Genomic DNA, 15,478 nt, shown 5'->3' on the forward strand with positions numbered 1-15,478 from the left:
CTCAATCTCTGAGGCGGCGACCTGTTAGATTCAGAAAGACATCCTCTAGATTTGGTCTCCTAATGGCGATATTGTCGATCAGCACATTGAGTGATCTTGCTCTCACCAATAGCATGTGAATGGTCTCTTCGACATCTGTCGTTGGGAGAATCAGTTTGTCGTGGTCAATTTCTTTGATATTCGGAATCTCCTTGATAAGAATCGATGAATTATCGGTCGTGAACTCCACGTAACTATCCATCGAAAGCGATCTGACGAGTTCCTTCACCGTTCCCTGAGCTATAACCTTTCCATGATCCATTATGAGCACTCTGTCTGCAAGTTTCTCGGCTTCTTCCATGTAGTGGGTGGTCAAAAAGATAGTCTTTCCTTTTTGTTTCAATTCTTCGACTAACTCCCATACATGCCTTCGCGCCTGTGGGTCTAACCCAGTCGTTGGTTCGTCCAAAAACAAAACCTTTGGATCGTTAACCAATGCCACAACAAGTGCTAATCTTTGAAGTTGCCCTCCTGAGAGATTTTTAACTCTGCTCTTTGCCTTTTCTTTCAGTGAAACAAGATCCATCAATCTCTCTACTTGATCTTTCTGTGTCTTAACGTTGTACAGTCCAGCGAAAAGTTCTATCGTCTCACGCACAGTGAGATACTCGAAAAACGCCGTTTTCTGAAGCTGTACTCCTATTTGTGACTTGATACTCTGATCGACTCGATCGACCTTCTTTCCAAAGTAGTAGATCTCCCCACCGTCCTTTTTTCTGAGCCCCTCTATTATTTCAACGGTAGTTGTTTTTCCTGCACCGTTTGGTCCAAGAAGAGCAACGACTTCTCCTTCTGCTACATCGAAATCGATACCATCTACAGCTTTTGTCGTGCCGTAATATTTCTTCAGATTTCTGACACTGATGACAACATTCACTGAAACCACCCCCTTTGATGCTAATATATATTAAGAAGGTGATCTGGTGGCTAAGAATGCCTTTGACTATTTGGTACAGGGTGTTTACATTGTGTCAACACAGTTTGAAAATCAGATGGCAGGCTTGACAGCTGCATGGGTTATGCAATCTTCTTTTGATCCACCCATGCTTGCGGTGTCACTTGGACCAAGCAGACAAACAGCACAGTTGATCAACAAAAGTGGGAAATTCATCGTTCAGGTTTTGGACGAAACCCAGCGTCAGGTCGCAGAGATTTTCGGTTACAATTCGAGTAGAAGTTTTGATAAGTTCTCGAAAGTTCTCTGGTCAAGAAGTGAAAAGCTTCAACTGCCAGTGATCGATGGAGTTCTTGCTTATTTCGAATGTGAACTGGTCGGAAGGTTTGAGTCCGGAGACCATTTCATTTATAACGGCAGAATAGTCAATCACAAGATGCTCAAACAAGATGGGAAGCCAATGCATTTTGTGATGAGAGATTGGTTCTGAGAAGAGGGATAAAATGTTCGTCCAAGTAACCAGAGGAGTTTACGTGAACAAAGACAGAATCAAGGCAGTCATACCGATCAACAACTTGATGGCGAAACAAATGCGCGAAACAGCAAGTTTCTCAAACAAGATGCTGAATCTAACTTACGGTGCTCAAGCAAAGAGTGCAATAATCATCGACAGTGGTCACACATTGCTCTTGGGTGAAAAAGCGAGCAGAGTCAAGCAGAAGCTCTTCAAAAAGAAAGAGCAGGGTCAGCATTCGCGCTGAGCGAAGAAAAGATTCCTTTGTTCAGCATTTCTGTTGCGGCTTTTGCTATCATCGCCGCGTTATCGGTACACAGATTCTTTGGTGGAATATAGAGTTCAAAGCCGATCTCTTGAGCCTTTTGAGTGAGTTTCTCTCTGAGCCTCGAATTGGAAGCAACCCCTCCAGTGACAACGAGTTTTCGAATTTCAGTTCTCTGTAAAGCTCTAATGGTCTTCTCCACTAAAATATCAACGACCGCTTCTTGAAAAGAGGCAGCGAGATCTGCGATGTCGACAATTCTCTCTTTTTGCATCAAATATAAAACGGAAGTCTTCAAACCAGAAAAACTGAAATCAAAGTTCTTTGCCTCGGTCATTGCCCTTGGAAAGCGATACCTGTCTGGGTTTGCATCTTTTGAGATTCTTTCGATCGCGGGACCACCAGGATAACCTATTTTCAGAAGTCTTGCAACCTTGTCAAAGGCTTCACCAGCCGCATCGTCCAAGGTCTTACCAAGCACTTTTGGTTCAAGTGATGATTTCTCAAAAACCAAAAGCTCCGTATGACCCCCAGAGACAAGCAACGCAACGTATGGAGGTTTCAGCTGTTCAAAAGCCAAGTGTGCTGCATGAACGTGACCAAGCAGATGATTCACACCGACCAACGGTTTGCTTAGAGAAACAGCTAATCCTTTGGCGAAAGATAGTCCAACGAGCAGGGCACCTATTAGACCAGGACCTACCGTCACCGCCACAGCGTCCAACTCATTGACATTCACACGAGCCTCTTCAACAGCCTGATCGTAGATGATCGGAAGGTTCTTCAGATGATGTCTGGCTGCGATCTCCGGAACGACTCCACCGAATCTTTGGTGAATCTGCACTTGTGATAGAACAATATTTGAGAGAATCGTGCCATTTTCCAAAATTGCAACAGATGTTTCGTCACAAGATGTTTCGATCGCTAAGACTAAAGGCACTTCAAGCTATCTCCCTCATGATTAACCTCGGTTTTTCAATCCCTTCAACCGCTTCGCGAGTCACTATGACCTTCTCGACATCCTTAGAGGAAGGAAGTTCAAACATCACATCTATCATCACTTCTTCAAAGACGCTCTTCAAAGCCCTTGCCCCAGTACCCTTCTGAAGCGCTTTACGAGCTATTGCGTACAATGCATCATTTGTTATCTCCAACTCTATGTTTTCAAGTTCCAACAGTTTTTTGTACTGTTTTATGATTGCATTCTTTGGCTCATTGAGTATTCTCACCAAATCTTCCTCATCAAGGTCATCAAGCGTTGCTATCACCGGGAATCGTCCTACAAACTCCGGTATCATTCCATACTGCACAAGGTCATCAGGAGTTACATGTGAAATAATTTCACCAAGTCTCATCTTCTTTTTGCTCTTTATCTGAGCACCAAAACCCATCGATGAATCCTGAATCCTTCGCTTGACTATCTCCTCGAGGCCATTAAAGGCACCACCAACGATGAAAAGAATGTTCGTAGTGTCCACCTTTATGAACTCCTGATAGGGGTGCTTTCTACCTCCCTGAGGCGGCACATTTGCAATAGTTCCTTCTACGATCTTCAGCAAAGCCTGTTGAACGCCCTCACCCGAGACGTCTCTTGTGATAGAAGGGTTAGGAGATTTGCGCGCAATTTTGTCGATTTCATCTATGTAAATGATGCCGTACTGAGTTCTCTCTATGTCGAAGTGTGCAACCTCCAAAAGTCTGAGTATCACGTTTTCAACGTCTTCACCCACATAACCCGCCTCCGTCAACGGTGTCGCATCTGCTATGGCGAAGGGTACGTCGAGTATCTTGGCTAATACTCTTGCAATGAGCGTCTTGCCGCTGCCTGTAGGTCCAATCAACATTATGTTGGATTTCTCTATCTCAACATCATCACCATTAACACCAAAGAACACTCTCTTATAGTGGTTATAAACAGCAACGGATATAACCCTCTTTGCCCTTTCTTGCCCGATCACGTATTTATCAAGCTCAGCTTTTATTTCAGCTGGCTTAGGCAACTGCCGCTTTTTCTCTCTTTTCACTCTCTTATCTGTTACGAGAAGATCGTGAAAGAGCTCTACACACTCATCACAGATGTAAGCATTTGGTCCAGCGATGAGTTTGTTCACTTGACTTGCAGGTCTTCCGCAAAAAGAACAAAATTTCTCTGCCAACTTTCTCTCCCTCCGTTGTGATTGTAACACGATGAAAGAGATTCATAGTTAATAAGAGTTCACAAAATCTTGAGCAAAAGATCATCGATTTGCCATCTTTTGTGAAAGCTGCTGTTGTTTCTGCCAATAGCCATCGAGTTTGCCTTTTGCTGAAAGTTGGGCTATTCTTTTTCTGAACCACTCTGGCATGATGGCACTGCCAACCTTTTCGAGTTCTGTTCCAGGGAGTGGCATAAAGGTGTGTGCATGGATCTTGCAACCCATTTCGATGAGTTTTTCTATCAACGAGAGAGTCTTTTGCCTGTCGTCGTCTGTTTCAAAAGGAAAACCAAATATGAAGTCAACATGAGGTGTGAAACCATGTTCCAGAATGAGTTCAACTGCCCTAAGAAGCTCTTCAGCAGAATGGCCTCTGTGAATCTTTTTGAGTATCTCTTCACTGCCACTCTGAGCTCCGACGATTATCGATCTGTTGTTAACATACTTCTTGATCACTTTCAAGACCTCACCGTTGACCGACTCGGGCCTAACATCAGAAGGAAAGGTGCCAAAATATATCTCTCTCATACCGATCTTCTTCAGCTCAAAGAGTAGGGTATCTATGAGTTCTGCACTTGGTCTTATTCCATCGATCGATCCATAACCAAAGGAATTAGGTGAGATGAATCGTGCCACAACTCTGTGTTTCTTAAGTCCTATCTGACAGTAGTAAACTATCTGCTCAACACTCCTATGCCTCGGCTTGTGACCACCGATAAAAGGTGTCTGACAATAAGCACAATTGAACGCGCATCCTCTGGTTATCTCGATTGGCATGAAGAGATCAAGTTCTGCGCAAAAAGGAGGATAGTCGTCAAGCGATACTCTTTCACTCACACCGTCAAAGACTGGTTGTTCCTCGCCTTCAAGGAATCTTATGAGATTCTGTTCGCCATCACCAATGAAAAGGTGATCGAAACCGAGTTTCAGAAGTTCCGATGATCTCGCCGTGACATGTGGACCACCGGCAATCAGAGTGTAGTTCCTCGAGTGCAGAAGTTCTATCTCATTCTTCATCTCATCGAGATCAAAGCTCATGAAAGAATAAGCAACAACAGCGGGAGGTTCTATTTTTAAGATTTCTTGCAAATCTTCTGCTAAGAAGATCTGAACATTTCCAAGTCGATCGTGCACAGCAGCGACGAGTGGTATCAGACTGTAACGATTGTTTCGCCGCATTCGGAAGATTATCTTTTTCAATTCTGACCACCTGTCAACTGAGCAACAGAGTCAACGAAGAGATAGATGGGGATTGTTTTGTTTTCAGAGGACTTCAGTTCTTTGTCTAAGAGCTGAAGTTGGTTGAGTATCGATTCAACTTTCTCCACATCGTAGAGCTGAAGATGATTCACAGTTGGTGGTTGACCTTTGAAAACAAAACCCATCATCTTTGCAGCTCTCACTACTGGTACATCGAGTCTCTGTGAGAGGTCTTTTATGTAAACCCACGAATATGAAGATCGCTTGTCGGCGAAGACGACTATCTTGTAAAGGTCGATGAAGTACCTGATCAAGCTGTTCAGTATCAAAACAGGTTCTACGTGGGAAAGAATCTTCGACAAAATCTTGTGAGCTGAGCTTTTGTCTGCCGATGAAATCGCAAAACAGAGCTCGTCCATCTGAATCTTTGAATGATTAAAGACTATCTCCTTGACCAAATTCAGCGTCACCTTTTCCCCTATACATGCGAGCTTTTCTATCTCTCTTTCGATCAACAAATCATCTGGACCGACCATTTGGAAGATTTCTTCAGCAGCACATTTTTCAAAAGACATAGAATGCGCACGAAGTCTTTCTTCGACGTACTCAATCCACCTTTCGCGTTCCCAAGGTTTGGGCAACGAGAAATCTAAAGACTCAAAGCCCTTTATCGTCTTCAGAGATCTCAAAATCACTGGCATCGTGGTATTCTCTATCCTCTCTATCAACTGCTTTTGGTCATCTTTTTTCCAGTCATCGAAATCAACGACGTCTATAAGAAAATTCTGAGAGAACAAATTGTTCTGGTTGAAGATTTCAGTTGATCTTGCTGCGTCTTCGATGTCCAATCTTATTCTCGTCAGCCCTCGCTCGAGAGCCATTCTCTTAACGTGTTCATCTTTCAAAACCGTTGCATCGCCGGAAAGCACTATTGTGCTCAATTCAACCACCTACAGTTCATATTCTACCCTTGGCTGCCTTGACCTGTGCTATGAAAGAATCAACCTTCGCTTCTACAGAAGGTGTGAATGGATTACCATCTACTTCCAATGAAACAAAAGGCAAGATCTCTGAGGAAGCTGTTTTTCTCCTTTCAAGCTCACTCTTTATTATAGACTCGGCTATCCGACTAGGCATGCATCCAAACGGTCCTATCGATATAACTCCGTCGTAATGCTCACCAATCTCTGTCAAAGTGCTCCCCACAGTCAAAATCGCCTCTCCAGTCAATCTCGGGTTCAAGGATGAAGAAGCATTTTCCACGATTTGCCTCACATTCAAGATTCTCGTATCGCACAATCCCGCCTTTGAGAAGATGGCTTTCAACTTTCTCTCGAAGTACCTTTTCACAGATATCTCGATTCTCTTCTTAACACGATCAAAGGCAGTTGAGTTTTTGCTCGTCAGTCTTTTGAGAAATATGTAATCTGTGTAATAGATCCATTCATGAATTGGCGATATCTGAAGGACAATTTCTTCTGAAGCAAAGATCTCTTCAAGTCTCCTTCTGCTGAATTCATCCCATCTGACGTATATCTCACCAGTCAACAAAACCTTGGGCGAGCGAAGATATCTTTCGGACAAACTGAGCGCCGCAAGTTCGTCTGATATTTCTCTCAAAACTTTGAAGATACCACTCAAAGGGTACTTTCTGAGCGCGTCGATTATCCGTTGTTCGTGGCTTCTGACCATTTCCATCGACGCACTCTTATCTGGATGAAGCGTTAATAAAGACTTTTCTATGTTAGAGTAGAGATCTGATATCAAGACCGCAATCCAAGCTCTCAAAGTGAAAGATATTCCCAGACCACCGTAGGCGTTCTCAGAGTTCAAAGACAATAGTGCCGTGTTGGAGATCTCGTTCTGCCTCAGCCACAGCTTCATGTAAACGTTGTACTGACCAAAACGACAAGGTCCAGAGGTTTGTGGCATGAAATACAGCGTTATCTCGTCCTGTGATTTTCTCTCAGAGAGGTATCTGATCAAACTGCCGAGCGTTAGCTGTAGCGGTAGGCACTCTTTCGAAAGGGAATTTCCTCTGCCCAATTTGTACTCCATTTCACCAATTGGTGGACAGACATGCGTCCTCACGCCAAAATGTTCGATTGCCGCAGCCAAGCAAGAAGCTCCAAATGCACCCATCGTTGGGAAAACGAGCCGAACACGACTGTTTGTCCATGGGATTTTCTCACCATCCTTTCGTATGTAAACACCTTTTTTGCCTATCTCAACACCCAAAGGTTGATACGCCAACTCTGAGTACGCCTTTTCCTTTCTGTACCTGATGACATCGAGAAATGCTTCAATTCGCGTTTCTATGCCAGCATCTGCCGTATGGCTATCCAGCTCGAGTATCAGAGCTGGTTTGTCTTTCATCACATCTTTGAAGTAAGAGAGCACAAAGGAATCCGGACCACAGCTAAAATTCGTTATATAAACCGCATAGAGATTAGGATGTTCTCTGACAAACTGTGCCGCCTTGAGGATCATCTCGCCCCAAGCCCAATACATATTTTCGTAACCAGGCTTCTCCTCAAAGGGCAAGAGATCAAAGCTTGCAACTGGATAACCGTAGCTGGATATCTTTCTGGGAACACCAAGGTTGGCATAGCTGAGAAAGGCGTTATAGGGCCTGCCGAAGATAACGATGCCGATCTTTCTTTTTGCTACTTCTTCAAGAAAAGCCTTACCCATCTCTTTTAACCCTTGTTCGAAGTTAGTCTGCGATTTCATTGCGCTGTCAAAAGCCTTCTTAACATCTGCTTTTGAAACACCAAGCGGCTTTAGCATTTCACGAAGGGAAGTCAAAATCTTTTGTTGTGATTCACTGAAATCGATATTGCATGTAAGCAAATTGTAATCTCTGAGTTCTTGAAGATCAGCCTTCAGCCAGTCGACCTCACTTTGAACAAATGGGCAGAAAACACCATTGCTGCGAGAATTTCTCACTTTGATTGCCCTTATCCTTGGTATAAAGATGAAATCCGGCTTTTTCTTGAGTAGAGAGAGCACAAAACCATGCGATTGTTCAACAGGAAAGCAGAACTCTGCTCCCATCCTTTCACTGCCTTTTTCATCTGGTTCATCAGGTAATACTACCTGAAAACCGAGCCATGCAAAGAACTGAGAGAAAAACGGGAACAGGCTGTTCATTGCAAAAGATTTGCTCATACCAATTTTTTTACCTGAAGCGGCTGCTTGGGGGAGTCTGTAAAGCGACTCTTCTCTTTTTCTCAAAAAGTCCAATTCGTCTGTATCCTCTTTCTTTTCTCTGATGTTTTCGTACATATTGCAAGCTCCGCCAAAGAACAGTCTCTTATCATTTATTTGTACAACGCTTATCGTGCATTTCCTATCACATCTGTTCTTTCCTCCAGAACAGATGAACGGCTTTAGATACTTCACCTGACGATCTGCAAGTTCTTTGAGATCGTAATCTTTTGGTTTTATGATCTGTTTCTCGAGATTTTCGAGCGTCATCAGTGCAACACCATAAGCACCCATCAAACCCGGTTCTGGAGGCACGATCACCTTCTTGCCTGTTAGTGCCGCCATTGCGTAAGGAATGGCTTTGTTGTAGCAAGTTCCACCTTGAACAAACAGTTTCTTGCCAACTGGTCTGTTCCCTTTCACTCGATTGATGTAATTCATACAGACAGAATAGACAAGTCCCGCACAGATATCCTCTGCCGAAATCTGCTCTTGAATTGCTGTTTTGATGTCACTGTTTATGAAGGCGGCACATTGATCACTGAAATTAGGAGGGTTCTTACCGTTCAGTGCGTAATCAGCGATCTGTGTGTACTCGATCCCCAAAGATTCACGCGCAGCTTCTTCCAAGAATGAACCGGTGCCAGCCGAACAAGCTTCGTTCATCGCATAGTCGTACGGTACACCCTCATTCAGATATGTGTACTTGGCATCTTGCCCTCCTATCTCAAAGATTGTGTCCACTTGTGGATCAAAAAATGCCGCTGCCTTTGCGTGTGCCATGATTTCGTTGTAAACGGCAGTTGTCCCAACATGGAGCCCAACGACCTTTCTACCTGAACCAGTAACACCAACAGCAACGATCTTCACCGGAACCGATAACTGCTGAAGGAGCTCTGTATAACACTTTCTTGAGGCATTCACAGGATCACCGAGCGTTCTCAAGTAACTACTCGCAAGTATTTTCTTATCGCTGATTCTCATCAAAACAGCTTTGGTTGTCGTTGAACCGGCATCAACACCCAGAATACATTCGTCACTTGCCCTTGCTTCTGCTCTCTCCGTCCTTTTGAACTCGACCATCGAAGCAAAATGTAACAGCGGCAAGTGTCTTGAGAAAGCAGACGGGATCTTTGCCGAGAGTATACGCGATTTTTCCAAAAGCCATGACTTTTTTCTACTGATCCACGCGTAGGCTCCAAATGCCTCAAAGTAAGTGGACTCTTCTGGCACTGTGAACTCGATCTGTCCTTCGAGATTCTTCAACATCAAAAGGTTCTTTGTTGTGCCTCCAATGAGCAGTATCTTTCTGACGTGTGCTGAATGAACCAGCTGGAGTATTTTGTCAGCCATAACCTTCCCCAAGCCGTTCAAAACCATCTGCTTGGGAACTCCTTTATTCAACGCATGTGTGCAATCACTTTTGCAAAAGACTGTACATCTCGACGAGAGCTTGTAGAGTCCATCGTAACTCATCAAGGGTATCTCTTCTAAACTTATACCCATTCGCTTGAGTTGTTGAAGAAAGAATTCTCCTGTTCCAGAAGCACACTTGTTACCAGTGTAAACACCGTTTATGTGCCCATCTTTGTCGAGTTTGTACAGAACGAAGTTTTCTCCACCGGCTGAGACAATGGCGTCATAACCTGTGTATTTGTTCTTCAATTGAGAATAGGCTATCTCACATGCCTCAGATTCAGAGATCGAAGGTGCATTGAAAGACTTCCGGAGCTTTCTTCCTGTGAAGGCAATCTGCAGTCGATCTGGCAGTTCTTCAAGAATCTTGCGTACGGCACTTATTGGATCTCCGTTGTGCTGTATCCAAAGTGGTGAGTTCACATCGGAGTAAACAGATACACTGCTCGAACCGACACAGATACCAACCTTCATGTGTCTTCACCTTCTTTGAGCACCTCCTAAGGACCTCACCATGTCGGCTATCTCTTCTGCGATCATTTTGGTTTTCAGAAGATCTTGTCCCTCTGCCATAACCCTTACGACCCGTTCTGTCCCCGATGCCCTTACAACGATTCTAAAACCGCTTTGTTGCAACTGAGAAACCTTTTCTTTTAATTTCGGATGATCTGCGATCCTTTTGTCATCGACTTCAACGTTCACCATGTGTTGAGGTAGGTCGACAACCTGGGCTTCTAATTCGGAAGAATCCTTCCCAGATAGGATCATCACCTTGATGAACTCCAAAGCCGTTATCAAACCATCTCCCGTAGTCGATCTGTCCAAAAAGATTATGTGCCCAGATCTTTCACCACCGATATTTGCTTTGGATTTGAGCATCTCTTCGAGCACATAACGATCTCCCACCTTTGTTCTGATCATTCCGATGCCGTGTTCTTTCAAAAACAACTCAAGACCCAAATTGCTCATGATCGTTGCAACGAGAAGATCGTTTTGCAACCTACCTTCCTTTTTCATCGATAGAGCAACAACGCCCATGATCTTGTCACCGCTGATCTCTTTAGCATCTTTACTCAGAAGAATACATCTATCTGCATCACCGTCGTGAAGTACACCGATGTCGAATCCAGAGATCTTCTGTGCTAAAGATTCTGGATGCAATGAACCACAGTTTTCATTTATATTCCTTCCGTCTGGTTCGTTGTAATAGCAGACAACCCTCATGCCAAGTTTTTCTAAGACAGTTGGTGTTGTTCTATAGGCAGCGCCGTTGGAAGCATCTACTGCTACTGAAACACCACTGAAATCAAGATCTGCGAAGAGTTGGCTGATCATCTGCACATAGAGTTCCTCGGCCTCAGGGAATTCAACGATCTCGCCCGAACTGTAAAGTGCAGAATCAGTTATTTGTGTAAGTCTACTTTCAATTTGTGCTTCTTCTTCATCTGCGAGTTTGAAGCCCGCCTTCATCAGTTTTATACCGTTGTAGTAATAGGGATTGTGTGAAGCAGATATCACAACGCCAAACCAATTCTTTACCTTTGTTATCAGTGCCGCCGCAGGTGTTGGAAGAACTCCCCCCAAAAGTACTGTTGCCCCCTTTTTCGCAATTCCCTTGGCGATTGCTTGTTCTAAGGCAACACCTGATTCACGCGTGTCGCGTACAACCAAGAACTTGCCATCTGAGTGCATTTCACCGATCGTCAATCCCACCTTGTAGGCTAAATCTTCTGTCAAGTCTTCGTTGAAAATGCCCCTTATCCCATCGGTTCCAAAGAGCTCTCTCATTTCTTCACCTCCTGAAGTATTTTCTCCACCTGCTGGGCTTTCGATAACTCACCTGTCTTTTTGTAAAGATCGATCAAAAGTAACAAAGCTCTTTCTCTGTAAACCGAAGCTTCGAGATCCAGAAAATTTGCAAGTTCGATCTTGGCTTCTTGAAACCTATTGCCGTTTGCCAAAGATAGAGACAGATAATAGAGTACTTCACCATAGCGCGTGTCCTTTCGATCTATCTGAGCCAATGCCTTTTTGAAAAGTTCTGCCGCAGAGGCAAAGTTACCAAGGTTGAACTCCTTCAGCGCTGTAAGGTAATCTTTTTGAAAGCTTTGATCTTTGATCGAGCCGAGAAGGTATGACAGCTCTTTGAGCCTGTGCTGATCGACGTACTTAGAAAATTCCTCGTACTTTCCAAGGCAATACAGCTCGTAAGCTTTAGTAAGCTTCTCATACCTGTTTAATCTTTGTTGAACTGAACGATAGGCTTGAAAACTCATCAAGAACAGAAAGGCAAAGACAGTCAATGTTATCAGCAAAAACTTTTCAATTCTCACAACATCTTCACCAGCTTCTCAACGATTTGCGGATCAAACCGCTCGATCTTCTCATTCAGAAGGGCTTGCACTGTGACTATTTCACCTTGCTCTATTCTCTCAATCTTGCCATCTGCTTGTCTGATGATCCTGAGTACTTCACCGAGCTGATCGTATTTGCAGAAAAAGGTGTGTTCAAAAAGTTTCGTCAAAGGCACTATCTTGACGCTTCTCACGGCAAGGCGTGCCGCTTCAGAGTAGGCATCGATAAGACCGCGAACACCGAGCTTGACACCACCAAAGTACCTTATCACAACGCAGCAAACGTTTATCAGGTCATGTTCTTTCAGCACGTTCAGAATAGGAAAACCCGCTGTGCCTTTGGGCTCTCCACCATCTGAACAAAGTTCCACCAGTTCTTTTTCAAGGACCCTGAGAGCCCAGCAGAGGTGCGTCGCATCGCTGTATGACTTTGAAAGCCTTTTTATCTTCTCCTTCGCCTGCATCACGGTGTCGATCTCAAAGATATGGGAATAAAACTGAGAACGTTGCACATTCAACTTTGCTGTTGATTCTTCCAATATACCAAAAGGTTGCTTCACCAGATCTCCACCTCTGGTTCAAGGTGTACCGCATAGTTCTCATAGACCCTTTTTTGAACAACACCTATGAGCTGCTTAACATCACTTGCCTTGGCATTACCAAGATTGACGATAAACCCGGCATGTTTGGTAGAAATCTGCGCATCACCGATTCGAAAGCCTTTCAACCCAAGCTGTTCGATGACCTTGCCAACGTAGAAATCCTGTCTTGGTCTTTTGAAAACACTACCGGCACTCGGTAGATCCAATGGTTGTGTCGAAATTCGTTTTCTCATAATCTCTTCCATCGTCTTTTCGATCTTTTCACGATCTGCGCGACGTAATCTCAATACAACCTTCAAGATGACCCAGCCCGTTTTCTTGAAGACACTCGATCTGTATGAAAACTCCATCTGCGATCTGTCGAGTCTGAAAACCTCGTTGCCGTTATAAGCCTCGACATATTCAACGATTTCGCCAATCTCACCACCATAGGCGCCGGCGTTCATGTATACGGCACCACCGATTGTGCCAGGTATCCCATAGGCAAACTCCAGTCCAGACAATCCCTCTCGTGCAGCTGCCTTGCACAGTGTAGAGAGCAGAACGCCCGGCTCACTCTCGATCAGATCACCGTTCAGCTGGTATCTGCTCAGCCCAAGTGTACTCACAACCGATTCAACACCTTCATCAGGAGGTAAAACGTTGGTACCTTTTGCAAGGAGTCTTGCCTGTTGAAAGTTCTGCAAAGCACAAAGAAGAGCTTGCGTCGTCTTTGGCTGAACAAAGATTCTCGCACAGCCACCGATTTTGAAACTCGTATGTTTGTTCAATGGTTCATCAAATCTGTATTCGCAGAGTTCTCTGTCTTCACCCATCGGTAGAATTATATCACCCTCCCTTTAGACGACCATTTGCCGGGTTGTGTAGTAAAATCAGATCGCAAAAGAGGTGATCTTCTTGCAGAGGGAAGATTTCGTCGACAAGGTTAGAATATTCGTCAAAGCCGGCGACGGCGGAGATGGCGTGGTGAGTTTCAGAAGAGAAAAATATGTTCCAAAGGGAGGACCAGATGGTGGAGATGGTGGAGATGGTGGGTTTGTCATCTTGCGTGCCAATCTCAATCTCTCGACATTGCTGAACTTCAAACACCAGAAGAAGTTCGTGGCGGAGGATGGACAAAACGGTAAAGGAAAAAAGCAATCGGGCAAGAGCGGTAAGGATCTCATCATAGACGTGCCGGTTGGCACAGTGGTGAAAGATGCTGAAAGTGGTGAAATTCTGGCAGATCTCGATAAACCGGGCATGATGGTCTGTGTTGCACGTGGTGGAAAAGGAGGACGCGGAAATCTCCATTTCACAACGAGTGTTCTAAGGGCACCGCGGATAGCAGAAAAAGGAGACGAAGGAGAATCCAGATGGCTTGAACTCGAACTCAAATTGTTGGCAGACGCAGGGTTGATAGGTTTTCCAAATGTTGGCAAGTCCTCTTTGATAGCGGCAATGAGCAACGCAAAACCCAAAATCGCAGATTATCCTTTCACCACCTTGATACCAAACTTGGGAGTGGTGAAGATAGATCAAACGCATGAATTCCTCTTGGCTGATATCCCCGGCTTAATAGAAAAAGCCAGTGAGGGTGCTGGACTTGGAAATCTTTTTTTGAGGCATATCGAGCGATGCGGTGTCTTGGTTCACGTGGTGGACATCTCGTGCTCTGAAGGCAGAGATTTTCTGAAAGACTACGACACCATCATCGATGAACTGCACAAGTACAGTCAGAAGCTGAGCGAGAAACCACAGATCTTAGTGGCAAACAAGATCGATCTTTTAGATGAAAAGCAGTTGCAGGAGAGAATCTCAGCCCTCGAGAAACACGCCAATCAAAAGGTATATCCTGTCTCTGCTTTGCTCAGATTGAACATCGAGGTTTTGAAAAAGAGGATCTTTGAAATGGTTGGCAAAAGTAAACTGTCGCTCGAAAAGGAGTTCATTCCAGCCTTTGAAAAGCCAAAACCCGTTCACAGGAAGATAGAAGAGAAATTCGATTTTCAGATAAGAAAGACAACCGACGGTTACGAGATCTACTCGCAGCAAGTTGAAAACTGGTTGAGCAGATACTCTTTGGACCAGAGAGACGCAGTTGCAAGGTTTTTGGAGATACTCGAGAAAAACGGTTTAAGCGAGAAACTTAGAGAGATGGGGGCAAAAGATGGTGATACTGTCTGGATTGGGAACCACAGTTTTGAATACAGAGAATAGAATAGGGATCTTTGGTGGTTCTTTCAACCCACCACACACAGGACATCTTATCGTTGCACAGTTCGCCGTAGAACTTCTGAATCTGCAGAGGCTCTACATTATACCAACCTATATTCCACCACACAAACCGAACGACCTCGCTCCCTATGATTTGAGGTTTGAATGGTGTAAAATCATCTTTGAAGACCAGCGAATAATCGTCAGCGATTACGAAAAAACCCGCCAGGATATCTCTTATTCTTTCTACACCGTTTTGCATTTCTCTCAGATTCACAACACAAAACCATATTTCGTAACAGGTGAAGACACATTGTCTTACATCGAAAAGTGGTACAACTACGAAGAACTGCTGAAGATCTGTCATTTTGTGGTCTACCCGAGATATTGCAATAGACCTCATGAAATGCATGCAAGAGAGGTACTCAAAGAGTTCTACGAACAGATCATTTTCCTACAAGCACCTCTAATTCAGTTGTCTTCGACAGAGATAAGAAAGAGAGTCAGAGAGAGAAAATCGATAAAAGGTATGGTGGATTCAAGAATAGAAAAGCAGGTGATCGAATATTACCAGTTTTAGTTACCCTGGAAT

The 15,478-nt window shown here is 44.2% G+C and carries 14 protein-coding genes; 4 read left to right on the forward strand and 10 right to left on the reverse strand.

All coding sequences use genetic code 11. The features are described 5' to 3' along the window. Position 1 precedes the first annotated feature (1 nt). Positions 2-916 (reverse strand): ABC transporter ATP-binding protein, encoded by a 915-nt coding sequence (locus tag ACSFC1_RS06855; protein WP_435565364.1) that lies wholly within the window; start codon positions 914-916, stop codon positions 2-4. Between the two features lie 46 nt (positions 917-962). Between ACSFC1_RS06855 and ACSFC1_RS06860 the strand changes: the two genes are divergently transcribed. Together ACSFC1_RS06860 and ACSFC1_RS06865 are read left to right on the forward strand one after the other, a co-directional pair. After that, complete coding sequence (locus ACSFC1_RS06860) at positions 963-1,424, forward strand: flavin reductase family protein (RefSeq protein WP_435565365.1); 462 nt, start codon at positions 963-965, stop codon at positions 1,422-1,424. 13 nt (positions 1,425-1,437) lie between these two features. Then, positions 1,438-1,695 (forward strand): extracellular matrix/biofilm biosynthesis regulator RemA family protein, encoded by a 258-nt coding sequence (locus ACSFC1_RS06865; protein WP_435565366.1) that lies wholly within the window; start codon positions 1,438-1,440, stop codon positions 1,693-1,695. Here the strand turns inward: ACSFC1_RS06865 and tsaD are convergent. The 9 genes from tsaD to murB all read right to left on the reverse strand — a co-directional run bounded on the left by tsaD (position 1,661) and on the right by murB (position 13,505). Further along, entirely contained in the window at positions 1,661-2,653 is a 993-nt protein-coding gene (tsaD, locus tag ACSFC1_RS06870; RefSeq protein WP_435565367.1) for a tRNA (adenosine(37)-N6)-threonylcarbamoyltransferase complex transferase subunit TsaD, read from the reverse strand. The genes ACSFC1_RS06865 and tsaD overlap by 35 nt on opposite strands. Before the next feature lies 1 nt (position 2,654). Further along, positions 2,655-3,869 carry an ATP-dependent Clp protease ATP-binding subunit ClpX gene (gene clpX / locus ACSFC1_RS06875; RefSeq protein ID WP_435565368.1) on the reverse strand — a complete coding sequence of 405 codons (1,215 nt, stop codon included), beginning with the start codon at positions 3,867-3,869 and terminating at the stop codon, positions 2,655-2,657. Between the two features lie 81 nt (positions 3,870-3,950). After that, the gene (locus tag ACSFC1_RS06880) at positions 3,951-5,087 is read right to left on the reverse strand and encodes a TIGR04013 family B12-binding domain/radical SAM domain-containing protein (RefSeq protein ID WP_435566005.1); all 1,137 of its coding nucleotides are present in this window, start codon (positions 5,085-5,087) and stop codon (positions 3,951-3,953) included. 17 nt (positions 5,088-5,104) lie between these two features. Continuing rightward, positions 5,105-6,049 (reverse strand): DNA polymerase III subunit delta, encoded by a 945-nt coding sequence (locus ACSFC1_RS06885; RefSeq protein WP_435565369.1) that lies wholly within the window; start codon positions 6,047-6,049, stop codon positions 5,105-5,107. A gap of 16 nt (positions 6,050-6,065) precedes the next feature. Further along, a complete protein-coding gene (locus ACSFC1_RS06890; RefSeq protein WP_435565370.1) occupies positions 6,066-10,208 on the reverse strand; it encodes an acyl-CoA dehydratase activase in 4,143 nt (1,380 codons plus the stop codon). Between the two features lie 6 nt (positions 10,209-10,214). Next, on the reverse strand, positions 10,215-11,522 hold the full coding sequence (locus ACSFC1_RS06895) for a phosphoglucosamine mutase (RefSeq protein WP_435565371.1): 1,308 nt from the start codon (positions 11,520-11,522) through the stop codon (positions 10,215-10,217). Then, a complete protein-coding gene (locus tag ACSFC1_RS06900) occupies positions 11,519-12,067 on the reverse strand; it encodes a hypothetical protein (RefSeq protein WP_435565372.1) in 549 nt (182 codons plus the stop codon). The genes ACSFC1_RS06895 and ACSFC1_RS06900 overlap by 4 nt, the downstream gene beginning before the upstream one ends. Next, complete coding sequence (locus ACSFC1_RS06905) at positions 12,064-12,648, reverse strand: IMPACT family protein (RefSeq protein WP_435565373.1); 585 nt, start codon at positions 12,646-12,648, stop codon at positions 12,064-12,066. Before ACSFC1_RS06905 ends, ACSFC1_RS06900 begins: the two co-directional genes overlap by 4 nt. After that, complete coding sequence (gene murB, locus ACSFC1_RS06910) at positions 12,645-13,505, reverse strand: UDP-N-acetylmuramate dehydrogenase (protein WP_435565374.1); 861 nt, start codon at positions 13,503-13,505, stop codon at positions 12,645-12,647. Before murB ends, ACSFC1_RS06905 begins: the two co-directional genes overlap by 4 nt. A gap of 76 nt (positions 13,506-13,581) precedes the next feature. Between murB and obgE the strand changes: the two genes are divergently transcribed. Next, positions 13,582-14,889: a GTPase ObgE gene (gene obgE, locus ACSFC1_RS06915; protein ID WP_435566006.1), complete on the forward strand. Its 1,308-nt coding sequence runs from the start codon at positions 13,582-13,584 to the stop codon at positions 14,887-14,889. Then, on the forward strand, positions 14,873-15,466 hold the full coding sequence (gene nadD / locus ACSFC1_RS06920; RefSeq protein WP_435566007.1) for a nicotinate (nicotinamide) nucleotide adenylyltransferase: 594 nt from the start codon (positions 14,873-14,875) through the stop codon (positions 15,464-15,466). The genes obgE and nadD overlap by 17 nt, the downstream gene beginning before the upstream one ends. Positions 15,467-15,478 lie beyond the last annotated feature (12 nt).

The organism is Pseudothermotoga sp. U03pept (genome assembly GCF_051235805.1).
Classification (GTDB): domain Bacteria; phylum Thermotogota; class Thermotogae; order Thermotogales; family DSM-5069; genus Pseudothermotoga_B.